This window comes from Arthrobacter bambusae (assembly GCF_022606295.1).
Classification (GTDB): Bacteria; Actinomycetota; Actinomycetes; order Actinomycetales; family Micrococcaceae; genus Arthrobacter; species Arthrobacter bambusae_A.
The window spans coordinates 120308-142279 of the sequence record NZ_JAHHZS010000003.1; the positions used below are offsets into that span (position 1 = coordinate 120308).

Here is a 21972-nt window from a genome sequence, read left to right on the forward strand (position 1 = left end):
ATCTACGTAGACGCCTACCTAGACACCGAGGAACGCGACCGCGGCGTCCTTGAACACGCGGCTCGTCACGGCGTTGCTGTGGTTCCGCCCCGGGACAAGCAGTTGTTCAACCATGCCGCCGGCGCGGGCAGCGATGGACGCGAGTTCCGGCATCGTGACGGCGCGTTCGTCCTTATCGCCGGCCACCAGGAGCATCGGCATGTGGGGGACGGCTTCGGCCGGATCGAACGGTTCACCCTTGATCGCTTCGATGAGCGACAAGAGCGCAAAAAGATCGTTGCTCGGCAAGAGTTGCGCCATCTTCAGCAACCCTGCCGTGGACTCGTCTTCAATGGGTGTGCCGTCCGCGAGATAGCGCTGGGCCGCCGCGAGATCGAAGGACGCCAGCGGGTCTTCCTTGTTCGGGCCGCCCAACACCAGCCGGTGCACGAGTTCGGGCTGGGTCGCCCCGAATTCCCAGGCGAGCCGGGAGCCCAAGGAATAGCCGATCACGTCGAGCCCGCTGGCAGGGTCACCGGCGCGCACGGGGCGCGCACCGGCGTCGGCAACTATCTGGAGCAGGTCCGCGCGGATCCGGCTCGGGGAGTAGGAGTCCAGGTCCTCGGGCGAACTGCTCTGGCCGTGCCCGGGAAGGTCCACCGTGATGACCCGCCGGCCGGCGGACTTGAGGGTGGAGATCCAGCCCGTGTCGCCCCAATTGAGCTTGGTCGAAGAGGAGAAACCGTGCAACAGCAGGACAGGGCGCAACCCGGTGTCGGTGCCTTCGGCAGGCTCATGGACTTCCACGAACAGGTGCGGGTCTGTCCCTTCCACCGTGTGGATGTGCTCTTCCGTGTGCCTGCCGCTCATGGTGTCAGTCCTCATCAAGTACGGCGCTCAGGCGGACCCGGCGCTTCGGTGCGTCATCCTGGGGAACGGTGCCCACGATGCCGGCAGTATTGTCCGGCACCTCGAACACCACCAGCGGCTCGCCGACGTTGATGGTCTCGCCCGGCGCGCCGTGGATACGGATCACTTTACCCGCCTGCGGGCTCGGCAACTCGAGGGCGGATTTGCTCGTTTCCAGTTCCACGAGCGGCTGGTTCCGTTCCACCTGGTCGCCGGGGGAGACGAGCCAGTCCAGCACGGTGGCTTCGATGAGCCCTTCGCCAAGATCGGGCAGGGGGAAGCTGATTTCAGCCACGTCGATACTCCAGTACTCGTTGGATCCCCAGGAGGATACGGTCAATGTTCGGAATGTATTCGTCCTCCAGGTCGCCGGAGGGATACGGCACGTCAAAGCCGGTGACGCGTTCGACGGGCGCCTTGAGCGTGTCGAAGCAGCTTTGCGTGATCAGCTGGGCCACTTCGGCTCCCAGTCCGGACGTCAGCGGAGCTTCGTGCACGACGACGGCGCGCCGCGTCTTTCCGACGGACGTCGCCAGGGCTTCGGCGTCGATCGGCTTGAGCCAGCGCAAATCGAGGACCTCGACGTCGATTCCGTCCTCCGCGGCGAGTTCGGCAACCTGCAGGCACCGGGCAACCATGGCACCCCAGGCCACGAGCGTCAGGTGGCGGCCGGGCCGGACTACGCGGGCGCCGGTGAGGGTACCGCCGTCGGAGGTGCCGACGTCGCCCTTTTGCCAGTACCGGGACTTCGGTTCCATGAAGATCACCGGGTCAGGCCGCGAGGCCGCGTACTTGAGCAGGTGATAGGCATCGTGCGGGTCCGACGGTGAGACCACCTTGAGGCCCGGAACGTGCGCGAAGAGTGCCTCAAGGCTTTCCCCGTGGTGTTCGGGGGCGCGGATGCCGCCGAAACTGGGCACACGGAGCGTGATGGGCATCGGCAAGGTGCCGCGGCTGCGGTAGTTCATCCGGGCGATCTGGCACACGATCTGGTTGATGGCGGGATACGCGAAGCCGTCGAACTGAACCTCCGGGATCGGGTGGAAGCCGGCCATGGCCAGGCCCACGGACATGCCCAGGATGCCCGATTCCGCAAGCGGCGTGTCAAAGACCCGGGATCCGCCGTGCTTGGCCTGCAGCCCGTCGGTGATGCGGAAGACTCCGCCCAATTGGCCGCAGTCCTCGCCGAAGACCACCGTTTTGGGATCGTTCGAGAGGATCTCGTCCAACGCGCGATTGAGCGCCTGTTGCATGGAAAGCTTGACGGATTGGGTCTCGGTAGCCGCCGCGGCTTCAAGGATGGCGGTGGTGCTCTCAGACATGTTCGGACTCCTCGCGCCAACGGGTGGCCTGGTTTTCAAGGGCGGGGGTGGTTTCCTGGAAGACGAAATCGAACATCTCGTTGCCAGGCCGGGGGCCAAGCGCTTCGATTCCGGCACGGATCGCTTCTTCCTCTGCCCGGGCGGCCTGGTGGGCGGCGGTGAGGAATGCCTCGTCGGCTACGCCCTCTGCGAGCAAGCGCTCGCGGAGGCGTTCCAGAGGGTCCGTGCCGGCGTCGATGCGCTCGTCGTCGAGGCTGCGGTACCGGCCGGGGTCGTCGGCGGTTGAATGCGGCCCGCGGCGGTAGGTCATGGCCTCGACTACCACCGGACCGTTTCCTGCGCGGCAGTGGGCGAAGGCGTTGCGGGTGGCCTCATGGACGGCGACCACATCGTTGCCGTCCACTTGGATGCCCGGGATCCCGTAGCCCGCGGCGCGTGCAGCCACCGAGCCGCCGGCAACTTGCCGTTCGGTGGGCACGGATATCGCCCAGCCGTTGTTCTGGATGAAGAAGACAACCGGTGCCTTCATCACGGCGGCAAAGTTCATGGCCTCATGGACGTCGCCTTGGGAGGACGCGCCGTCGCCGAAGTAGCTGAGGGCCACTCCGTCTTCCCCGCTGAGGGTCTGGCCGTGGGCCCAGCCGACGGCGTGGAGCACTGATCCTGCCACCACGGCCTGGATGGGCGCGAGGCGGCTGGCAACGGGATCGTACATGCCGCCGTGCCACGTTGCCTTGTGGGTGGACATGTACGCCACCATGTCCACGCCCATGGTCCGGGCGACGCCCATCTCGCGGTACGTCGGAAAGGCGAAGTCACGCGCAGTGTCGAGGGCATAGGCGCTGCCGACCTGGGCGGCTTCCTGGCCGAGTTCCGGAGCGTAGCCGGGGATGATTCCCTGCCGCTGCCAGGCGACGGCGGAAGTATCGAGGTATCGAACGGCAGCCATCAGGGAATAGAGCTCCCTGAGCTGTCCGGGGGACAGGGGCGCGGCGTCGGCTGCGGCCACGACGGGAAGAAGTGAGTCCATGGACGTGACCGTAGTCACTGTTTTGATCGTAGGCAATCCGCCTAATCAGCCCTAGTCAAACTGCCATGAACTGCCAGCGGTTCTGCAGGAACGCTTTACAGTTTGTGCACCTCCCAAGTAACTCGCAGTTGTTGTCGTTATGAGGGCTCAGAACGACAACAACTGCGAGTCAGTTGGGTTTGCTTAGGCGTTTCGGGCGGACTTCACCTTTGCGCCGATCCTGCAAGCCACGGCGATGCATGCGATCAACAGGAACGTGCCGATCAGCTGGCCCGCGCTCTCGGCATTCGAGAAGCCCACCGCGAAGATCAGGGCAAGCAGTGCCAGTCCGAAGACCGTGAGGAAAGGGAAGCCCTTCATGCGAAGCGGCAGTTCGGTTCCTTCGCGGTCGGCGCGTCGGCGCAGGATGAATTGGGACACGAGTGCCGTACCCCACACCACGAGGCAGGTGGAGCCTACGAGGTTGAGCAAGGCAGGAAGCACGTGCTCGGGGAAGAGCAGTTCCAGGATGGTGGCGATGAAGCCGAAAGCAACGGAAACCCCGACGGCGGCCATGGGCACCTGGGCGCCGCGCAGCCGCGACAGGAAAGCCGGCGCTTCGCCGCGTTCAGACAGGGAGAAGACCATGCGCGAGGCACCGTAAAGGTTGGCGTTCAGCGCTGAAAGCAGGGCCACGACGGCAACGAGGGTGATGGCCGCGCCGGCTCCCGGGATGCCGGCAAGGTTCAGGACACCGGCGAACGGTGATTTCAAGCCCTCGGAATCGGAGGGCAGCACTGCTGCAATGACGAAGACCGAACCGATGTAGAAAACCAGGATGCGCCACACCACCGTGCGGATGGCTTTGCCCACGCTGTGTGCGGGGTCCTGCGTCTCCGCAGCAGCCACGCTCACGATTTCGGTGCCGCCGAAGGCGAAAATCACGACAAAGAGGGCCGCCGCAATTCCGGACCAGCCGGACGGTGCGAAGTTGCCGGTCAGGTTTCCGAGGCCGGGGGAAGCTACGCCGGGCAGCCAGCCGAACAGCAATGCCGCGCCGATGACGAGGAAGGCAACAATGGCTGCGACCTTCAGGATGGCGAACCAGAATTCGAACTCACCGAAGTTCCGGACCCCGGCGAGGTTGATCGCGGTAAAGGCCACCATGAACACCAAGGCCAGCGCCCATACAGGAATGACCGGCCAGACGGAGAACAACAGCCCTGCTGCGCCGAGCGCCTCTGCGGCGATGACCACCACCAGCTGCAGCCACCACAGCCAGCCGACCGTGGATCCGGCCGTCTTGCCCATGGCCTTTTCCGCGTAGACCGAGAAGGCGCCGCTGTTGGGGTTGGCGGCCGCCATCTCGCCCAGCGCCCACATCACCACGATGATCAGGGTCCCCGCCACAAGGTAGGAGATGAGTACAGCCGGGCCGGCCGCGTGGATTCCGGCACCCGAGCCGAGGAAGAGTCCCGCGCCGATGGCGCTGCCCAGGCCCATCATGGTGAGCTGGCGCGGCTTCATCGAGTGGCCAAGGCCTTGCGAAGGAATGGAGGGTCGAACAGCGGTGGACTTCGTTGTCATTCGTGTTTGCCTTCTTGTGGATGGTTTGTCAGCTGGTCCTCGTAGGACTTATCGAATTTACCGCTTCCGAAGGAAAGTGGCGAAAAACACTCATGAGAGGATGGTTACAAGCTGGTGCAACATCTGGGCATGGAGTGCCGATTTGTATAGCTCATGGGCGGAAGTGGGAAAAACTGATGGTTGTCGACGAGCTGGATGCCAAGATTGTCCGATTTTTCACCGACTCCCCGCGGGCGTCCGTCCTCGAGGCATCCAGGGTCTTGAAGGTCGCGCGCGCCACGGTCCAGTCCCGGCTGGACCGGATGGCCGAGCGCGGGGTGGTGGCGCCCTGGGTTCCGCAGCCAGATCCCGCCGGCTTCGGCTATCCCGTGGTCGCCTTCTGCTCGCTGACCATCAACCAGGACCGCGGGCACGATGCCGTCGTCGAAGCTCTGGCCGCTATTCCCGAGCTCATTGAGGTGCACACAGTCTCCGGTAGTTCGGATCTCATGGTGCGGGTGGTGGGTAAGTCGAACTCGGACCTGCAGCGCGTCCTGGACAAACTCATCGCCACGAAGACCGTGCTCCGTTCGTCCTCGGTGATTGTGCTGAATACCCATTTCCAAGGCCGCACTTTGCCCCTCCTGGAAGCTGCGGCCAAAGAGAATGCGGGCTGAAACATTTGGACACTGTGCGCCGGCAGTCGTACCATTAGTTCTAGTCATTTTGACTATAACTAGTTTTCTCGTCCCTACAGCAAAGAAGCGGGGTGAATACCGTGTACGCCACCTCCGCCAATGTCGCAGAGCGCAGGCTCGCGCCGCCGTCGTTGGCCATATCGACGGTGATCTTCGCCCTCCGCCCGAGTGAAAGCTCCGGCCGGCCCACGCTGTGGCTGCCGCTGGTGCGCCGCATCCGCGAACCGTTCAAAGACATGTGGGCACTGCCCGGCGGCCCCCTGCAGCACGACGAATCCCTCCAGGATGCCGCGTCCCGGAACCTGCGCGAGACCACCGGGCTGGCTCCCCAATACCTCGAGCAGCTCTACGCCTTCGGCGGCCTGCACCGCTCACCGGCGCAAAGGGTCGTCTCAATCGTCTACTGGGCCCTCGTGCAGCCCACGGAAGCCGCCCTGGCCGACGAATCCGAGAACGTCCGTTGGTTCCGGGCAGACCGGCTCGCGGAATTGGCCTTCGATCACAACGCGATCGTGGACTACGCCCTGTGGCGGCTGCGCAACAAGATGGCCTACGGGTCCATCGCCTATCACTTGCTGGGAGAATTCTTCACCCTGGCACAGGTCCGCGAAGTCTACGAGGCTGTCCTGGACCGTCAGCTGGATCCGGCAAACTTCCGCCGGCAAATCAAGGGAGCACCGGAAATCGAGGAAACCGGTGAATACCTCCAAGGCGGAAAACACCGCCCGCCCCGCCTCTACCGCTTCACCGGCACGCCCGGACTCGGGCCAGACAACAGGAGTACACCATGAGCAGCGTCAACACGGCTATCCAGCTGATCACGCGGGAAGAAGCCGAAAGCGGCCGTTCCGCGGCCGGCTCGACGTGCAGCCCCGCTCTGGCCAAGGGCCCGTGGGAGTACGACCTCGCTGAAGCCCTCGCCGGCATCCCGGCTTACGGTCCCGGCGCGTCCAGCTCCGATGACGCCCCGGAGGCCACGCCCCGCCAAGGCCAGTTGCCCGAAGAGTACAAGTTGGCCAGCGACGCCGAGCTCGACGCCCGGATCCGCGCCGCCAAGGAGACGCTGGGGGACCGGGCGGTCATCCTGGGCCACTTCTACCAGCGCGACGAAGTTGTGCAGTACGCGGATTTCGTGGGCGACTCCTTCCAGCTCGCCAACGCTGCCCTGACCAGGCCCGACGCCGAGGCCATCATCTTCTGCGGCGTGCACTTCATGGCCGAGACTGCGGACATCCTGTCCAGCGAGGACCAGGCCGTGATCCTGCCGAACCTGGCCGCCGGCTGCTCCATGGCGGACATGGCCGACGAGGACTCGGTGGAGGAATGCTGGGAACAGCTTGAGGAGCTCTTCGGGACCGCCCCCGATTCCGAAGGCCGTGCCCCGGTCATCCCGGTTACCTACATGAACTCCTCGGCCGCATTGAAGGCCTTCTGCGGCCGCAACGGCGGCATCGTCTGCACGTCCTCCAATGCCAAGACGGTCCTCGAATGGGCCTTCGAACGAGGCCAGCGGGTCCTCTTCTTCCCTGACCAGCACCTGGGCCGCAACACCGCCAAGGCCCTCGGAGTGCCCCTGGAGCAGATGCCCATGTGGAACCCGCGCAAGGAGTTCGGCGGAAACGACGAGCAAACCCTGCTGGATTCCCGCGTCATCCTCTGGCACGGCTTCTGCTCCGTCCACAAGCGCTTCAACGTGGGCCAGATCGAGAAGGCGCGCGCCGAATTCCCGGGCGTGAACGTCATTGTGCACCCCGAGTGCCCCATGGAGGTTGTCGACGCGGCCGACGGTGCAGGCTCCACCGACTTCATCAAGAAGGCCATCGCCGCCGCAACCGAGCCCACCACCTTCGCGATCGGTACCGAGATCAACATGGTGAACCGCCTGGCCGCGGAGAACCCGCAGCACACCATCTTCTGCCTCGACCCGGTGATCTGCCCTTGCTCCACGATGTACCGCATCCACCCCGGCTACCTCGCCTGGGTACTCGAGGAACTGGTGGAAGGCCGCGTGGTCAACCGCATCACGGTAGACGACTCCGTCAAGGACAACGCCAAGATCGCCCTCGAACGCATGCTCGCAGCACGGCCGCTCTAGGCCACACCCCGTACCAACCAGTCGAATCGAGCCTCACATGACTGCAGAACGCATTTCCGGCGCTCCGGCGCGGCGGCTCGTCGTCGTCGGAAGCGGCATCGCCGGCCTTTACTCCGCGCTGCTGGCCGCCGAGGCCGGTGCGGACGTCGTCCTGCTCAGCAAGGGGGCGCTTGCGGACAGCAACACCTTCTTTGCCCAAGGCGGGATTTCGGCTGTGCTGGACGAGCCTGCCCCCGGCGATACCGTCGCCGCGCACATCGCGGACACCCTCAAAGCCGGCGCGGGCCACTGCAACCAGGAGGCCGTGCGGGTGCTGTGCACCGAAGCGCGCCTCGACATCATGGGGCTCGAGCGTTTCGGTGTCCGTTTCGACGCGGACGACGACGGCGATCCCGCCTTGGGACTCGAAGCCGCCCACTCCGCGCCAAGGATCCTGCACACCGGCGGAGACGCCACCGGTGCCGGGGTCGCGAACGCGCTCATCCTGGCGGTCCTTGACGCGCAGGACGCCGGGAAAATCCAGGTGCTCGGACATGCCCAAGCTACTTCCCTGATCCAGTCCGAGGGGCGTGTGACAGGCGTCGAATTTTTGCGCAACGGCCGCCTTGGTATCGTATCCGGTGATGCCGTGCTGCTCGCCACCGGCGGGGCGGGGCAGCTGTTCGCCCAGACCACCAATCCCTCGGTCGCAACGGCCGACGGACTCGCGCTCGCATGGCGGGCAGGCGCCGAACTCGCAGACCTCGAGTTCTTCCAGTTCCACCCCACGAGCATGGTCCTCTCCGCTGCCGGAGGACTAGCTCCCCTCGGCGCAGATCCGCTCCTCATTTCCGAAGCGGTCCGCGGCGAAGGCGCCATCCTGGTGGACGCGAACGGCGAGCGATTCATGCCTGTCTACCACCCTGACGCCGAACTGGCGCCGCGCGACGTCGTCTCCCGCAGCATCGCCCTTCACCTCGCTTCCCTTGGTGATCCCAATGGCCACGTCTTCCTTGACGCCCGGGTCGTGGAAGCGAACAAGGGGGAGGGCTTCCTTGGGAAGCGCTTCCCCACGCTCAGCGCACGGACCCGTGAGGCCGGCCTCGACTGGACCCTCGAGCCCGTTCCGGTTGCCCCTGCCGCCCACTACTGGATGGGAGGAGTAGTCACCGATCTTTTCGGCCGTACTTCCGTTCCTGGGCTGCTTGCGGCCGGTGAAGTAGCGTGTACCGGGGTCCAAGGCGCGAACCGTTTGGCCAGCAACTCCTTGCTCGAAGGGCTGGTGTTCGGGCGGCGGGCTGTTGAGGGGTTTCTCGGCGAGGTGTCGCCCAAAGGCGCCCGATCGCAAAACGGCATTCCTCGGCGTGCTAATCCCCACGATCTCCCTAGCCTCGCAAGCTCGGCCAGGGAACCCGGATCGTGTGGGCCCACGGCCGCGGGCGGCCTCGCTTTTACGCACGCTGCCGGAACACCGTTCCGCGAGTTGGAGGCTGGCAGTCCTGCGCCCCGGCGGGATTTTGAGACGGAGTCCAGCACGAGTCCCTTCTCACGAACCGCGCTTCGTCGGCTTATGACTGCCAAGGCGGGGGTTCTCCGGACCGGGGGGTTGCTCCGGGAGGCTGCCGAGGCACTCGACGCTTGGGGCGACGTCGTACGCCCTGAAGCGGTTCCTGATTCCGCGGATCCGCGCGTGCACGAGGATGCTAATTTGCTCCTGGCTGCGCAGTTGTTGGTGCGGGCTGCGGGGGCGCGCCGGGGGTCGCTCGGGGCGCATTACCGGAGTGACGCGGCTGAAACCCAACGCGAAGAAATTGTTCAGAGATACACGATCCGTCGGAAAGCGAGCCTCGTCAATGACTAGCCTGACCCTCCCCGCAGCACCCGTCCGGGACATTCTGGAGCGGGCCTTCGCGGAGGACGCGCCGAGCGGCGACATCACCTCGCAGCTGCTCATTCCCGCCGAGGCCCGCGCCATCGCCGTCCTCAACGCCCGGGTTCCTGGGGTCTTCAGCGGAGGAACGGTGTTCCGTGATGCCATGCTGCTCGTCGACCCGGACACCGAAGTGGAGCTGTTGCTCGCGGACGGTGAAAAGTTCGACGCCGGCACCCATCTGGCGCGGGTCAGCGGCCGCGCCCGCTCGGTGCTGCTCGCCGAACGCGTCGGGCTCAACCTGGCCCAGCGCATGAGCGCCATCGCGACGAAGACCGCGGAATTCGTCGCATTGGTCGACGGCACCAAGGCACGCATCACGGACACGCGGAAGACAACCCCCGGACTGCGGGTGTTGGAACGCTACGCCGTGCGGTGCGGCGGGGGTGCCAACCACCGCTACAGCCTGTCCGACGCCGTCCTGGCCAAGGACAACCACCTGGCCGTGATGACCGGTGGCGATTCCGCCAAGCTCACCGCACTGCTCAAGGCCGCGAAAGCCCAGCTGGGCCACACTACGCACTTCGAAGTGGAAGTGGACAGCGCCGAGCAGATCGAACCCGTGCTGGCGGCCGGCGTCGACACAATCATGCTGGACAACTTCTCCCTGGAGGAGCTCCGCGCCGGCGTGAAGCAGGTGGCTGGCCGAGCCGTCGTCGAGGCGAGCGGCAACGTCAACGTCAACACCGTGGCGGACATCGCCGCAGCCGGAGTCGATGTCATTTCCATCGGCGGACTCACGCACAGCGTCAACGCGCTGGACCTCGGCCTGGACGTGACGCTCGACGTGACACCGGACCTGTCCCCGGCGCTCGGCTGACGCCATGATCTTCCTCGACGCCGCGGCGACCACACCCGTCCGCAGGGAAGTCCTCGAAGCGATGTGGCCGTATCTGACGGGGGAGTTCGGCAATCCCTCGAGTCATCACAGCCTCGGCGAAGCAGCCGCGAATGCGTTGTCCGGGGCCCGCGCGACGGTCGCGAAGGTCCTGGGTTGCCGGCCGGGGGAGATCACCTTCACCTCCGGTGGCACCGAGGCGGACAACCTGGCGGTGAAAGGAATCGCGCTCGCGAGGCGTGCGGCGGATCCTGCCCTGAATCGCATCGTCATCAGCGCCATCGAGCACCCCGCCGTCGAGGAATCCGCGCTCTACTTGCAACGCGTCCACGGCTTCGAAGTGGACGTGGTCCCCGTGGACCGGCACGGCGTGGTGACGGCCGAGGCGCTCCGGGCCGCCCTGACTCCGGAGACGGCACTCGTCAGCATCATGTATGCGAACAACGAGATCGGGACGGTGCAGCCCGTGGCCCAACTCGCCGAGGTGGCCGCCGAACATGGCGTGCCGTTCCACACGGACGCTGTCCAGGCCGCCGGCTGGCTACCCCTGGCCGTCAAGGAACTCGGAGTAGACGCCCTCAGTATCTCGGGCCACAAGCTCGGCGCGCCGAAGGGCAGCGGCGTGCTTTATGCCAAGGGAAGGCTGCGCCTGGAACCGCTGGTCCATGGCGGCGGCCAGGAACGGGGCAGGCGCTCCGGGACCGAAAACGTCGCGGGCGCCGTTGCCCTGGCCACGGCACTGACGCTCTCCCATGCCGGGCAGTCCGCGCTGGCAGGGCGTGTCTCGGAGTTGCGTGATGCCTTCATCCACGCTGTCCTTGAAGCTGTGCCGGATGCCGTGCTGACCGGCCACCCCTCGCAACGCTTGCCGTCCGTCGCGTCCTTCTGTTTCCCAGGCACGAGCGGGGAGTCGGTCCTGCTGGAACTTGAGCGGCTTGGCGTGGTCTGTTCGAGCGGCTCGGCCTGCGCTGCCGGATCCGATGCTCCGTCGCCGGTCCTGCTGGCTTTGGGAATCGAGTCGGAGGTGGCCCACACTGCTGTGCGCTTCAGCTTCGACTCCACGGTGACGTCAGCGGAACTGGAACAAGCCGCGGAAGCCGTGGCTGCCGCCGTCGGGAGCGTCCAGGGGCTCGGTCGCCGCTGACCGACCCCACCCCAACTAGCTCGCATTTGTTGTCGTTTAGACGGCTCAAAACGACAACAAATGCGAGCTAGTTGGGAATCAAACGTGGCGGGCCCGGCGGAAAATCCAATGCCGCAGCATGGTGAACCGCACGGCCGTCGCGACGAATCCGGACAGCGTGGTGGTCCAGAGGTCTTCGGCAAGGGTGGCTTCGGGCCGCAACGCATGCAGCACGCCCAAGCTCCCGCCCGTGATGACCAGCGCGACGGCGATCACGATCAGTCCGTTCAGGTGGTCCCGGGTCATCTTCCGGTTGCCGGTGATCTTGAAGGTGAGCCGCCGGTTCAGGGCCGTATTCATGAGCGAAGTGATGATCAGTGCTCCGGCGTTGGCAGGTTGGGGTCCCATCCACGGCCGGAACAGCGCATACAGCGCCAGCGAGGTGACGGTGCAGATGATCCCGACGCCGGTGAAACGGATGAGCTGCCTGACCACCGGATAGCGCAGCACGCCTTTGCGGCGATTGCTTGTCTTTGGCCTGGAAAGGGACGTCTGCCGCGTCTCAAGTGCCGGCACGGCAGGAGGCTCCATGGCTCAAGCCTTTCATATCTAGCTGGGAAATTTCTCCCAAGATGCTGCAATTACGGGGTTGCTGAGCTCTCCGATGCCCTCGATGCGGCAAGTCACGAGGTCTCCGGGTTCGATCCTGGCGCACTCGGCCGGGAAGCCGGTGAGGACCAGGTCGCCGGGGTGCAAGGTCATGAACGACGTGAGGTAGACAAGGATTTCGTCTACCTTCCAGCCGAGGTCCGCGGTGCTGGCAGTGCGCAATTCCCGGCCGTTGTGCACGATGCCGATTGAAAGAGCGCCGTCGTTGAGGTCCGTGACGATCCACGGGCCAGCGGGGGTGAAGGTGTCCTGGCTTTTCGCGCTGGTCCACAGTTCGTCGGTCTTCTGCAGGTCCCTCGCCGAGACGTCGTTGCCGATCGTGAAACCGAGGATGGCGTCGCGCGCGCTGTCGAGCGTGAGCCCGCGGACCTTGCGTCCGACGACGACGGTCAGTTCCGCTTCGGGGTCCACGTAGCCGACGTCCGAGGCGAGTTCGATGGCGTCACCCGGTCCGACGACGCTTGTGGCGGCCTTGTGGAACGCCTGGGCGGGCAAATCCCGGCCGGGCTGGCCGGTGTTGTGCGCCATGCCGAAGACATTGGCCGGAACAGATGGCGCCAGGAACGTGAACGCGTCCTCGGAAACTTCGGAGCCTCCAACCCAGCCGGGCCGCCCGGCGCTGCTGCGGTTTGCAGGGGAGCCTGGGAAAGGGCTGTCCACCACGGTCCAGCTCCGGCCTTCCGCGGAGGCGAAGTCGACGGCGTCGTTCGCGACGAAGAAGTGTTCGTCCGGTGAGGCGGGGGAGAGCGGGCGGACGCGGGCGATCCGGCGGGCACGGGAGGAAGTCATGAAGACATCCTACGTCCTTCGGCCTCATGAGGCCGTCCCATTTAGACCGGCAGGTAGAGCTCCCCCACCGGGATGTCCGCGGCCAGGCGATTCGCCGGCCCGGCCAAGGGGCAGGCCCAGGCCTCGTTGTAGGCGCAGGACGGGTTGTAGGCGAAATTGAAGTCTAGGACGAACTCCTGCTGCCCGGATCCGCGAAGGCCGTGGAAAGCGCCCTTGATCGTGTCCAGCAAATACCGGCCCGCGCCGTAGCTTCCTCCGGGTTTGCCGGCTGTCGCATCGCGGAAGGGCACGAAGATGCCGCCGCCATAGCTCCGCAGGCGCCACACGGCCAGCGAGCCAAGCTCGTCGAGGTCGAAGGTGCCGAGGCGGACAAACGGCACCACCCCGTCGGTACCGGTCCGGACGTTCATCTCCTGGCCCGCGCCCTCCGGCGAAAGGGCGGCATAGCGGCGGAACCGGGAATCGTAGTCCGCAGTGCGCAAGCCCGAGAAAGCCTGCTTGCTGGCGGGAGTCAGCGCCGAGGCCGGGTGGGTTCCGAACATGCGGTCCCGCTCCTGGCGCCAGTACACATGGGCCTGGAAGGGATCGTCCAATGCGATCTTGCGCACGTCGTCGTACATGGCGAACGTCCGCAAACGCCAGTCCGCGATGTCCACGGCGGAGATGTCCGCCACATCGTTTTCGTCCTCATCAAGCAGATCGGGAGCCATGCGTCCAGCCTAGTCCTACGATGCGGGCCCAAGCGGCGCCGGAGTCCATCTGCCGGCTTCGCACATGCGAAACGCCGCTCCGGACGGTCAGCCGGGCGGCTCAGCGCCGCTAGGCTGGTGCGCATGAGAGCAAAGCGGATCCCGTTGAAGTTTTCAGTCTCCGTCCTGGGTGCGCTCATCGTGGTCGCCGCGGCTGGCTGCAGTTCCCAGGGCGCGGGCGGGCCGGTCTGGACGGCCGGGTCCAACAGTGCGGCACCCGGGAGCGGGTCGCCGTCGGGCTCCGGTACAGCCCCGCCGTCGGCCGGTTCCACTGCTTCGGGAAGCCCCTCCGCGGGAAGCACGGCGACGGCGGGGGCCACGGCCGCGGCGTGGAAGACGTACTCAGACTCAGCCAAGAAGGTCAGCTTCGATCTTCCGACAGACTGGATTGCGCAATCGGTCACGCCCGACGCTGGCTCCATGCCAGGCGCGCTGAAGATCGAGGTCAAAGACGCCAAGGGCGGGTATCTGGCGACGCTTCATACCGGGCTGCCCTCGGCCAGTCCGGCCGACTGCAATCCGGCCGCCAAGCGGCCCTACACAGTGGTCAGCAGCGTGCCCATTGACCTGCCCCACGCGGACGGCGATTCCATGATCCCGCCGCACGTGGTGTTCCGGGTCATCCAGGGCTACAAATTCTTCGGTTCGTACGGCATCACCAACCTGGTGGCCGGAACTGACGGCCAGGCCTGCCAGCTGCGGAACCTTGTGGTGGGGCCCGCCGGAAAGGGCAACTACTACTTCGGGGACATGCCCGCCGTGCATGCCTTCGCCACCGACGAAGTGGTTGCTCCGGCGAAGTCCTTCGATACCTTGGACCAAGCGGCCAAGTATGTTGACCAGAGTTCGGAATTCGCCAATGTCCAGCGGATGCTATTGTCTCTGAAGGTCAATCTGTAGAACCACGGTTGACAGACATTCGTCGGCGCCAACTCAGCCTCATTAGTGGGTTGTCCAGCCGCAACACTCCGGAGATCCATGGAACGCAACGTTGCTGCCCAGCTCGTTTTCAAGACCGTAGCCAATACCAAGGTGGCGATGGCAATAGCCGTGGCCAGCAATCCTGGCTACGAATCGTTGACCGAAGAGCTGTCAGTCACGGTGGAAGGCGAAGCTGTACCGCTGACTGAGCTGGCGGACCATCACGGCGGACGCTTCCACTACATGGAGTTCGCCGAACCCAGCGAGGTCACGGTTGATTACCGTGCCTCGGTGGAAGGCCTCGGTCTCCCCGATGAGTCCTCCCGGATGGAGCTCATCCGCTATGTCCGGCCCAGCCGTTATGCCGAGTCCGATCGGCTCCTTCCGACGTCGTATGCCGAGTTCGGCGGGCTGCATGGCGAGGAGCTGTTGCAGGCCGTCCGGAACTGGGTCCACGACGAACTCCGGTACGTCAGTGGTTCCTCGCGCGGGACGGACGGTGCGGTGGAAACGCTCCTGCACCGCAAGGGCGTGTGCCGCGACTTCGCGCACCTTGCCGTTGCCCTCCTGCGCTCCAAGGACATTCCTGCGCGACTCGCCGCTGTGTATGCGCCCGGCCTGAGCCCCATGGACTTCCATGCCGTGGCCGAGGCACACCTCGACGGCACGTGGTACGTCATCGATCCCACCGGCCTGGCTCCGCGCGAATCCATGCTTCGCATCACAGCCGGACGCGATTCCTCGGACACGGCGTTCCTCTCCACGGTGGGCGGCAGCCTGTCGTTGAAGAGCTTGAAAGTCACCGCGGTGGTGGCCGACGAGTTGCCGGATGAGGATCCGGCAAAGCTCGTCGTCCTCCGCTAGCCGTCGCGCGCCTACTTGTGCGCGACGAACGCCTGCAGCTTTTCGGTCAGGCGTAGAAGCTCGCGCTGTTCGTCCGCTGTCAGGGCCGGTGCCACGAGTTCGGCGATGTCGCGGATGTGCTCGCGGCCGATCTCCTTCTGCAGTTCCTGCCCGGCCGCGGTCAGCCCGAGCAGGATCCCGCGTCCGTCGTCGGGGGCGATGCTGCGTTCCACGAGTCCGCGCTTCTCCAACCTGTCAACCAGCCGGCTCAGGCTGGATTGGCTGAGCAGGACGTGATCGTTGATCTCGTTCAGGCGCAACTTGCCGGTGGGGCAACGGGACAGAGTGAACAGGACGTCGTACTCCTTGATGGGCAGCTTCTTGAAGGCCGCCCCGGCCTGGAGCCGGCGCATCACCGCCACCTGGGAGCGGAACAAGGACTCCCAGGTCTCAGCGGCGAGGCGCACGGCGGACGAGGTGGGCGCGGTGGTGGTCACGGGTTCCGCCCGGCGGAATCGGCAACCGCCTCACTGGCGGACGCGAGCACGGATGCCGCCACCCGGGATGCATGGGTGGGTGCGTCAGGTACATGGGCCGGCTTGCGGTCCTCGAATTCCTTGCGCAGGACCGGCAGGACTTCCTCGCCGAAGAGGTCCAGTTGTTCCAGGACGGTCTTGAGCGGCAGTCCGGCGTGGTCCACCAGGAACAGCTGGCGCTGGTAATCGCCGAAGTATTCGCGGAACGTCAAGGTCTTTTCGATCACTTCCTGCGGGCTGCCGACGGTCAGCGGCGTCTGGGACGTGAAGTCCTCGAGCGAGGGTCCGTGGCCGTACACCGGGGCGTTGTCGAAGTAGGGGCGGAACTCCTTCACGGCGTCCTGGGAGTTCTTGCGCATGAAGAACTGTCCGCCGAGGCCCACGATGGCCTGGTCGGCGTTGCCGTGGCCATAGTGCTCGTAGCGTTCGCGGTACAGGCCGATCAGCTGCTGGTAGTGCTCCTTGGGCCAGAAGATGTTGTTGGCGAAGAAGCCGTCGCCGTAGTATGCGGCAAGTTCCGCGATCTGCGGGCTGCGGATGGAGCCGTGCCAGACGAAGGGCGCGACGCCGTCGAGCGGGCGGGGCGTGGAGGTGAAGTTCTGCAGCGGGGTGCGGTACTTGCCGCTCCAATTGACGGTGTCCTCGTCCCAGAGGCGGCGCAGCAGGGAGTAGTTCTCCACGGCGAGTTCGATCCCGTCCTGGATGTTCTTGCCAAACCAGGGGTAGACGGGAGCGGTGTTGCCGCGTCCCATGATGAGGTCCACGCGGCCATCCGCCAGGTGCTGGAGCATCGCGAAGTCCTCGGCGATCTTGACCGGATCGTTCGTGGTGATCAGCGTGGTGGACGTCGACAGCGTGATGCGTTCAGTCTGCGCTGCGATGTAGGCAAGCGTGGTGGTGGGGGACGATGAGAAGAAGGGGCGGTTGTGGTGCTCGCCGATCGCATAGACGTCCATGCCGATCTCTTCAACCTTCTTGGCGATCGCCACGGCGGCCTTGATGCGCTCGTTCTCCGTGGGGGTGTGGCCCGTGGTGGGGTCAGTGGTGATGTCGCTGACGCTGAATACGCCGATCTCCATGATGTGCCTTTCTGCCTGCCCGATTGGTGTCCGGGCTCTGCCAACAGTCTATCCCAAAATAGATGCATTTGCATGTATCACTGCCTGCAACAGGGCACAACGCCATTTTGTTCCCGGTGAGCCGCCCTACTCGGCGGGGCTGGAAGCGGACCGGCGGCCTGTGACTTTGGGAGTCATTCCGGTGGTCCAGTCCAGGTGCTCGCCCTCGCCATGGCCGGCGATGCCGTCCTTCACGACGTCGGGGCGTTGCGTGAGCGCCTTGAGCAGCGCCTTCTTCTCCCGCCGGCCTTCGACCAGCTTGTAGAGGACGGGAACAAGGACGAGCGTCAAAGCCGTGGACGACACAAGGCCGCCGATCACGACGATCGCGAGCGGCCGGGAAATGAACCCGCCGCCTCCCGTGAGGCCCAAAGCCATGGGCGTCAGGGCGAATACGGTCGCAAGCGCCGTCATGAGGATCGGGCGTAGCCGCTGCCTGGCGCCGTGGGTGATGGCATCCGCCACGCTCATCCCGGGACTGCCATCGTGTGGTTTGCGGTACTGGTTGATGAGGTCGATCAGGACGATCGCATTGGTCACCACGATTCCCACCAGCATCAGCATGCCGATCAGGGAAGGCAGCCCGAGCGGAACACCCGTGACGAGGAGCAACGCGATGGCGCCGGTCGCCGCGAACGGCACGGACACCAACAGGATGAGGGGCTGGATGAGGGACTTGAACGCCGCCACCATGATGACATAGACGATGGCGACGGCGGCCAGGAGCGCGAGGCCGAGCTGGCTGAACGAGTCCGCCTGCTGTGTCGTGGCGCCACCGATCGTGGCTGTGACGCCTGCCGGCAGCCGCACGGCGGCCAGCCGGTCACTGACTGCCGTGCTGACGGAGCCAAGGTTGGAGCCCGACGGCGTGACGGTCACCTTCGCGGTGCGCTGGCCGTTGCTGCTGGTGATGGATACGGGAGTGTCCACCTGCTCCACCGACGCGATACTGGACAGCGGAACGGGCCCGGCCGGCGTCGGGAGACTGATGGCGCTGACATCGGCAATGCTGCTGAAGTGCGTGCCCTCGCCGATCTGTACCGGGAAGTCCGTGGTGTCGATACGGACAGTTCCTGCGGGGATGGGACTGACCGTGGACGCCAGGACGCCGGCAACTTGTTCTTCGTTGAGCCCGGCTGCGACGGCCTTGGCGCGATCGACCTTAACCTGGACCACAGACTGGCTCGCGTCCAGGTTGGTGGCTACCTCGGCGCTTCCGGGCACACCGTCCATGGCCTTCGCGACGGCGTCGCTTGCCGTTTTGAGATCCGCTGCGTTGGCGGCGTTGATGGTGATGTCCACGCTGGAAGACGTGCCCAGCCCGCCTTGCTGTGCGCCGACAGTGACCTTCCCGGCAGCCGAGGCGCTGGCGAGCCGGGACCGGACCGTGTCCTGCAGTTTCTGCTGGTCGGCCTTGTCGTCGGTCACCACCGTGAATGTCGAATTGGAAGCCCCGCTTGAGGTGAGCGCGGCGAAACCCGTTTGGGCGTTGCCCGACGTGACCTGGACATCCTTGATGCCATCGATGCCCCGCAGGACCGATTCCACCTGCGCAGCGGCGGCGCCGGTCTGCTCCAGGCTGGTGCCCGCAGGAAGGACCTGGCGCACGGTCATGCTGTTCTGGCCGGAGTCGCCGAGCAGGTCCGTGGCGAGCAACGGGGACATGGCCGCAGTACCACCCAATACCAGGACAGCGGCCACGATTGTGATGACCGGGTGCTTCTGGGTTGTGGACAGGATGGGCAAATAGCCGCGCTGCAGCCGGCTGCGTTGCTCTGCCTCGTGCGCCCTTGTCCGGGCGTTCTCCGCGGCATGGGCGTCCACGGCCGCGGCAGCGGATGGCGACTTGAGGAACCAGTAAGCCAACACCGGAACGATGGTGAGGGACACGAGCAACGAGGACAACAGGGCGATGGTCACCGTCAGGGCGAAGGGCCGGAACAGTTCGCCTGCCAGGTTGCCCACGAAGGCGATCGGCAGGAAGACGGCAACCGTGGTGAGGGTGGACGCCGTGATGGCACCGGCGACTTCCCGGATGGAATTGAGGATCGCCGCGAGCTTGTGTTCGCCGTAGCTCAGGTGCCGCTTGATGTTCTCGATCACCACGATCGAATCGTCCACCACCCGGCCGATCGCGATGGTCAACGCTCCGAGGGTGAGGATGTTGAGCGAGTAATGGGTCGCCGATATTCCGATGAACGTGATCAGGAGCGACAACGGAATGGACACCGCCGTCACGAGCGTAGAGCGCACGGACATCAGGAAAACGAGGATGACTGCGACTGCGAAGCCAAGTCCAAGGAGGCCTTCAGTGGTGAGGTCCTTGATGGATTTCTCGATGTACGGGGCCTGGTCGAACACCGGCGTGAAGTGCGCATTGGAGCCGAGCTCGGCTTCCATCTGGGGAATGGAATCCTTGACGGCGTGTGAAATGGCGACGGTGTCGCCGTCGGGCTTCTTCGTGATGGACAGGGCCAGCGTCGGTTTACCGTTGGTCCGGGTAATGGATGTTGCGGCGTCGTCCTGGATGCTGACGTCGGCAACGCCGCCGATGGTGGTGCCGGCCTTCGCCCCGGTGAGGGGCAAGCCCTTGATGACGTCGAGGGAGTCCACCGGGCTCCCGATCTGCAGCGAGAGGGTCTTGCCCTGATCCTCGATGGTCCCGGCCGGGACCAGGGTTCCGTTGTTCTTGAGGGCATTCGTGAGCGATTGGACCGTGGCGCCGCTGGCGGCCATCGCCGGGGCTTTGGGCTGGATCAGGATGTGCTGGGTGGCCCCGCCTGTCACGTCAGCGCTGCGGACCCCGTCCAGCTTCTGGAGCCGGGGAACGCTCAAGCGCTGCAGGTCCGTGTTCAACTCGCTGAGAGGCTTGTCCGAAGACACGGCCAAGTACACGATCGGGAAGTCGCTGATGCTGCCGGCGAAAGACTGCGGCTCGACGTCGGCCGGCAGCACACGTTTCGCATTGGAGATGGCCCGATCGATCTGGTTGCGTGCCCGGTCCAGGTTCGAACCGTACGTGAACACCATGGTGATCTGCGAAACACCGTTCCGTGACGTCGACGTTGTCGACTCGAGGCCCTCGACGCTGTTCAGCGCTGTTTCGAGCGGGCGGCTGAGTTGCTTGTCGACAACCTCCGGGGACGCGCCCGGCATGGACGTGATCACCGAGATCTGCGGGAACTCGATCGAGGGAATGAGCTCCTGCTTCAGGGACGACATGGTGATCACGCCGAACACCGCCGCGAAGACGGTGATCAGCGCGATCAATGCCCTGTTCGCCAGTGAAAGCCTTGCCAGACGGAACATTGCACTGTCTCCTGGGATCTACGGTCTGTCTCTTGTCTCGAACCGGCCGCAGCCCGGACGGCTGCTAGTGCTGGACGGCGTCGGCAGGCTCAAGCTGGAGCGAACGGGCAGTGCTCGCTTCCAACTCGGCCGCAAGTTCCGGATTGTCGTTCAGTTTGACGCCGTAGCCCGGCATCATTTCCTTGAGCTTGGACTGCCAGCCCTTGAAGTTCTTCGGGAAGGACCGCTGGAGCATCTCGATCATGATGGGGACGGCAGTGGAGGCTCCGGGGGAGGCCCCGAGCAGTGCTCCGATGGAGCCGTCACGGGCCGTGATCACTTCGGTGCCGAACTGCAGCACGCCGCCCTTCTTGGAGTCTTTCTTGATGATCTGCACCCGCTGGCCCGCGGTGATGAGCTCCCAGTTGGCGCCGTCGGCCTGGGGGTAGTACTCGCGGAGGGACTCCACCTTGGCGTCGTGGCGCTTGGCCACTTCCTTGATCAGGTACGCAGTCAGGTCCATGTTGTCCTTGGCCACGGCCAGCATCGGGATGATGTTGCCGGGGCGGATGGACAGCGGCAGGTCGAGGTAGCTGCTCGTCTTGAGGAAGTTGGTGGAGAATCCGGCGTAGGGGCCGAAAAGCAGGGAACGCTTGCCGTCAACGTAGCGGGTGTCAAGGTGCGGCACGGACATGGGCGGGGCGCCCACGGAGGCCTGGCCGTAGACCTTGGCGCCGTGCTGGCCGGCGATGGCCTCGTCAGTGCAGCGGAAGAACTGTCCGGACACCGGGAAACCGCCGTAGCCCTTGCTTTCCGGGATGCCCGATGCCTGGAGCAGGTGGAGTGCTCCACCGCCGGCGCCGACGAAGACGAACTTGGCGTGGATCCGGCTGTGTTCGCCGGAAGCCGGGTACTTGAGCGAAAGGTCCCAGCCGCCGTCGGAGGCTTTGCTCACATTGGTGACGTCGTGGCCATAGTTGACTTCAACGCCGTTGGCGGCGAGGTAGCCGGTCAGCTCCCGGGTCAAGGCGCCGAAGTCGACGTCGGTGCCTTCCGCGGCGCGGGTGGCGGCAACGCGCTGCTTGGCGTCGCGGCCCTTGACGATCAGCGGAGCCCACTTGGCGATCTGTGCCTGGTCTTCCGTGTATTCCATGCTGCGGAAGAGTGTGTTCGGCTTGAGTGCTTCATAGCGCGTCTTGAGGAAGTCTGCGTGCTTGTCGCCGATGACGAAGCTCATGTGCGGAACCGTGTTGATGAAGCCCTTGGGCGAGCCGATCAATTTGTTGTCCACGAGGTGGGACCAGAACTGCCGGGAGAGCTGGAATTGCTCGTTGATGTGGAGGGCCTTGGACGGGTCAACGGACCCGTCTTTCGCTGCTGGTGAGTAATTAAGCTCACAGAGCGCTGCGTGCCCGGTTCCCGCGTTGTTCCACGGTCCGGAGCTTTCCAGGCCGGCTTCGTCGAGTCGCTCAAAGAGGGAGATGGTCCAGCTGGGTTCGAGTTGCTTGATGAACGCACCCAGGGTTGCGCTCATGATCCCGCCCCCAATAAGGACGACGTCAGCGTGGTGTGTCTTGGAAATGAAGGTCACGATCTATCTCCGATAGCGGC

General features: G+C 65.1%; 20 protein-coding genes. 8 read left to right on the plus strand and 12 right to left on the minus strand.

The genetic code is table 11. The features are described 5' to 3' along the window. Positions 1 to 18: 18 nt before the first annotated feature. The 5 genes from KNN17_RS03125 to KNN17_RS03145 form a co-directional block, all read right to left on the minus strand. Positions 19 to 849, minus strand: coding sequence for an alpha/beta fold hydrolase (locus KNN17_RS03125; protein ID WP_241707449.1), 831 nt, complete (start codon positions 847 to 849; stop codon positions 19 to 21). 4 nt (positions 850 to 853) lie between these two features. Further along, complete coding sequence (locus KNN17_RS03130; protein WP_078108520.1) at positions 854 to 1183, minus strand: biotin/lipoyl-containing protein; 330 nt, start codon at positions 1181 to 1183, stop codon at positions 854 to 856. Next, complete coding sequence (locus KNN17_RS03135; RefSeq protein WP_241707450.1) at positions 1176 to 2210, minus strand: alpha-ketoacid dehydrogenase subunit beta; 1035 nt, start codon at positions 2208 to 2210, stop codon at positions 1176 to 1178. Before KNN17_RS03135 ends, KNN17_RS03130 begins: the two co-directional genes overlap by 8 nt. Continuing rightward, on the minus strand, positions 2203 to 3240 hold the full coding sequence (locus KNN17_RS03140) for a thiamine pyrophosphate-dependent enzyme (protein ID WP_241707527.1): 1038 nt from the start codon (positions 3238 to 3240) through the stop codon (positions 2203 to 2205). The genes KNN17_RS03135 and KNN17_RS03140 overlap by 8 nt, the downstream gene beginning before the upstream one ends. 183 nt (positions 3241 to 3423) lie before the next feature. Then, complete coding sequence (locus tag KNN17_RS03145) at positions 3424 to 4806, minus strand: amino acid permease (RefSeq protein WP_241707451.1); 1383 nt, start codon at positions 4804 to 4806, stop codon at positions 3424 to 3426. Positions 4807 to 4982: 176 nt separating this feature from the next. On the opposite strand from KNN17_RS03145, the gene KNN17_RS03150 reads away from it, so the two are divergent. From KNN17_RS03150 to KNN17_RS03175, 6 genes are all read left to right on the plus strand, one after another. Beyond that, entirely contained in the window at positions 4983 to 5462 is a 480-nt protein-coding gene (locus tag KNN17_RS03150; RefSeq protein ID WP_241707452.1) for an Lrp/AsnC family transcriptional regulator, read from the plus strand. A gap of 101 nt (positions 5463 to 5563) precedes the next feature. Beyond that, positions 5564 to 6274: an NUDIX hydrolase gene (locus tag KNN17_RS03155; RefSeq protein ID WP_241707528.1), complete on the plus strand. Its 711-nt coding sequence runs from the start codon at positions 5564 to 5566 to the stop codon at positions 6272 to 6274. After that, positions 6271 to 7578, plus strand: a complete 1308-nt coding sequence (gene nadA / locus KNN17_RS03160) for a quinolinate synthase NadA (RefSeq protein WP_241707453.1) — start codon at positions 6271 to 6273, stop codon at positions 7576 to 7578. The genes KNN17_RS03155 and nadA overlap by 4 nt, the downstream gene beginning before the upstream one ends. Positions 7579 to 7615: 37 nt before the next feature. After that, positions 7616 to 9418 (plus strand): L-aspartate oxidase, encoded by a 1803-nt coding sequence (nadB, locus tag KNN17_RS03165; protein ID WP_241707454.1) that lies wholly within the window; start codon positions 7616 to 7618, stop codon positions 9416 to 9418. Then, positions 9411 to 10307: a carboxylating nicotinate-nucleotide diphosphorylase gene (gene nadC / locus KNN17_RS03170; protein ID WP_241707455.1), complete on the plus strand. Its 897-nt coding sequence runs from the start codon at positions 9411 to 9413 to the stop codon at positions 10305 to 10307. Before nadB ends, nadC begins: the two co-directional genes overlap by 8 nt. A gap of 4 nt (positions 10308 to 10311) precedes the next feature. Further along, positions 10312 to 11469, plus strand: coding sequence for a cysteine desulfurase family protein (locus KNN17_RS03175; protein ID WP_241707456.1), 1158 nt, complete (start codon positions 10312 to 10314; stop codon positions 11467 to 11469). A 78-nt stretch (positions 11470 to 11547) separates the two neighbouring features. Here KNN17_RS03175 and KNN17_RS03180 read toward each other — a convergent pair whose 3' ends face one another. Genes KNN17_RS03180 through KNN17_RS03190 form a run of 3 tightly spaced genes read right to left on the minus strand, consistent with a single transcriptional unit; the run spans position 11548 to position 13616 of the window. Further along, a complete protein-coding gene (locus tag KNN17_RS03180) occupies positions 11548 to 12039 on the minus strand; it encodes a GtrA family protein (RefSeq protein ID WP_241707457.1) in 492 nt (163 codons plus the stop codon). 18 nt (positions 12040 to 12057) lie between these two features. Then, a complete protein-coding gene (locus KNN17_RS03185) occupies positions 12058 to 12906 on the minus strand; it encodes a fumarylacetoacetate hydrolase family protein (protein WP_241707458.1) in 849 nt (282 codons plus the stop codon). A gap of 41 nt (positions 12907 to 12947) precedes the next feature. Continuing rightward, positions 12948 to 13616 carry a DUF1684 domain-containing protein gene (locus KNN17_RS03190; protein ID WP_241707459.1) on the minus strand — a complete coding sequence of 223 codons (669 nt, stop codon included), beginning with the start codon at positions 13614 to 13616 and terminating at the stop codon, positions 12948 to 12950. 123 nt (positions 13617 to 13739) lie between these two features. On the opposite strand from KNN17_RS03190, the gene KNN17_RS03195 reads away from it, so the two are divergent. Both KNN17_RS03195 and KNN17_RS03200 read left to right on the plus strand, forming a co-directional pair. Further along, positions 13740 to 14555 carry a hypothetical protein gene (locus KNN17_RS03195; protein WP_241707460.1) on the plus strand — a complete coding sequence of 272 codons (816 nt, stop codon included), beginning with the start codon at positions 13740 to 13742 and terminating at the stop codon, positions 14553 to 14555. Positions 14556 to 14633: 78 nt separating this feature from the next. Continuing rightward, complete coding sequence (locus tag KNN17_RS03200; RefSeq protein ID WP_241707461.1) at positions 14634 to 15440, plus strand: transglutaminase-like domain-containing protein; 807 nt, start codon at positions 14634 to 14636, stop codon at positions 15438 to 15440. 11 nt (positions 15441 to 15451) lie between these two features. On the opposite strand, the gene KNN17_RS03205 is transcribed toward KNN17_RS03200, so the two are convergent. The 4 genes from KNN17_RS03205 to KNN17_RS03220 form a co-directional block, all read right to left on the minus strand. Beyond that, entirely contained in the window at positions 15452 to 15916 is a 465-nt protein-coding gene (locus KNN17_RS03205) for a MarR family winged helix-turn-helix transcriptional regulator (RefSeq protein ID WP_241707462.1), read from the minus strand. After that, positions 15913 to 17034, minus strand: a complete 1122-nt coding sequence (locus tag KNN17_RS03210; RefSeq protein ID WP_241707463.1) for an LLM class flavin-dependent oxidoreductase — start codon at positions 17032 to 17034, stop codon at positions 15913 to 15915. The genes KNN17_RS03205 and KNN17_RS03210 overlap by 4 nt, the downstream gene beginning before the upstream one ends. A gap of 126 nt (positions 17035 to 17160) precedes the next feature. Further along, positions 17161 to 20382 carry an efflux RND transporter permease subunit gene (locus KNN17_RS03215; RefSeq protein ID WP_241707464.1) on the minus strand — a complete coding sequence of 1074 codons (3222 nt, stop codon included), beginning with the start codon at positions 20380 to 20382 and terminating at the stop codon, positions 17161 to 17163. Between the two features lie 64 nt (positions 20383 to 20446). Beyond that, positions 20447 to 21952 carry a malate:quinone oxidoreductase gene (locus KNN17_RS03220; protein ID WP_078108570.1) on the minus strand — a complete coding sequence of 502 codons (1506 nt, stop codon included), beginning with the start codon at positions 21950 to 21952 and terminating at the stop codon, positions 20447 to 20449. Positions 21953 to 21972: the final 20 nt, after the last annotated feature.

Excerpts from the sequence above, each read along its gene's own strand:
- KNN17_RS03125 (WP_241707449.1), bottom strand. The coding sequence starts at position 849 with ATGAGCGGCAGGCACACGGAAGAGCACATCCACACGGTGGAAGGGACA.
- KNN17_RS03135 (WP_241707450.1), bottom strand. The coding sequence starts at position 2,210 with ATGTCTGAGAGCACCACCGCCATCCTTGAAGCCGCGGCGGCTACCGAG.
- KNN17_RS03140 (WP_241707527.1), bottom strand. The coding sequence starts at position 3,240 with ATGGACTCACTTCTTCCCGTCGTGGCCGCAGCCGACGCCGCGCCCCTG.
- KNN17_RS03145 (WP_241707451.1), bottom strand. The coding sequence starts at position 4,806 with ATGACAACGAAGTCCACCGCTGTTCGACCCTCCATTCCTTCGCAAGGC.
- KNN17_RS03150 (WP_241707452.1), top strand. The coding sequence starts at position 4,983 with ATGGTTGTCGACGAGCTGGATGCCAAGATTGTCCGATTTTTCACCGAC.
- nadA (WP_241707453.1), top strand. The coding sequence starts at position 6,271 with ATGAGCAGCGTCAACACGGCTATCCAGCTGATCACGCGGGAAGAAGCC.
- nadB (WP_241707454.1), top strand. The coding sequence starts at position 7,616 with ATGACTGCAGAACGCATTTCCGGCGCTCCGGCGCGGCGGCTCGTCGTC.
- nadC (WP_241707455.1), top strand. The coding sequence starts at position 9,411 with ATGACTAGCCTGACCCTCCCCGCAGCACCCGTCCGGGACATTCTGGAG.
- KNN17_RS03175 (WP_241707456.1), top strand. The coding sequence starts at position 10,312 with ATGATCTTCCTCGACGCCGCGGCGACCACACCCGTCCGCAGGGAAGTC.
- KNN17_RS03180 (WP_241707457.1), bottom strand. The coding sequence starts at position 12,039 with ATGGAGCCTCCTGCCGTGCCGGCACTTGAGACGCGGCAGACGTCCCTT.
- KNN17_RS03185 (WP_241707458.1), bottom strand. The coding sequence starts at position 12,906 with ATGACTTCCTCCCGTGCCCGCCGGATCGCCCGCGTCCGCCCGCTCTCC.
- KNN17_RS03190 (WP_241707459.1), bottom strand. The coding sequence starts at position 13,616 with ATGGCTCCCGATCTGCTTGATGAGGACGAAAACGATGTGGCGGACATC.
- KNN17_RS03195 (WP_241707460.1), top strand. The coding sequence starts at position 13,740 with ATGAGAGCAAAGCGGATCCCGTTGAAGTTTTCAGTCTCCGTCCTGGGT.
- KNN17_RS03200 (WP_241707461.1), top strand. The coding sequence starts at position 14,634 with ATGGAACGCAACGTTGCTGCCCAGCTCGTTTTCAAGACCGTAGCCAAT.
- KNN17_RS03210 (WP_241707463.1), bottom strand. The coding sequence starts at position 17,034 with ATGGAGATCGGCGTATTCAGCGTCAGCGACATCACCACTGACCCCACC.
- KNN17_RS03215 (WP_241707464.1), bottom strand. The coding sequence starts at position 20,382 with ATGTTCCGTCTGGCAAGGCTTTCACTGGCGAACAGGGCATTGATCGCG.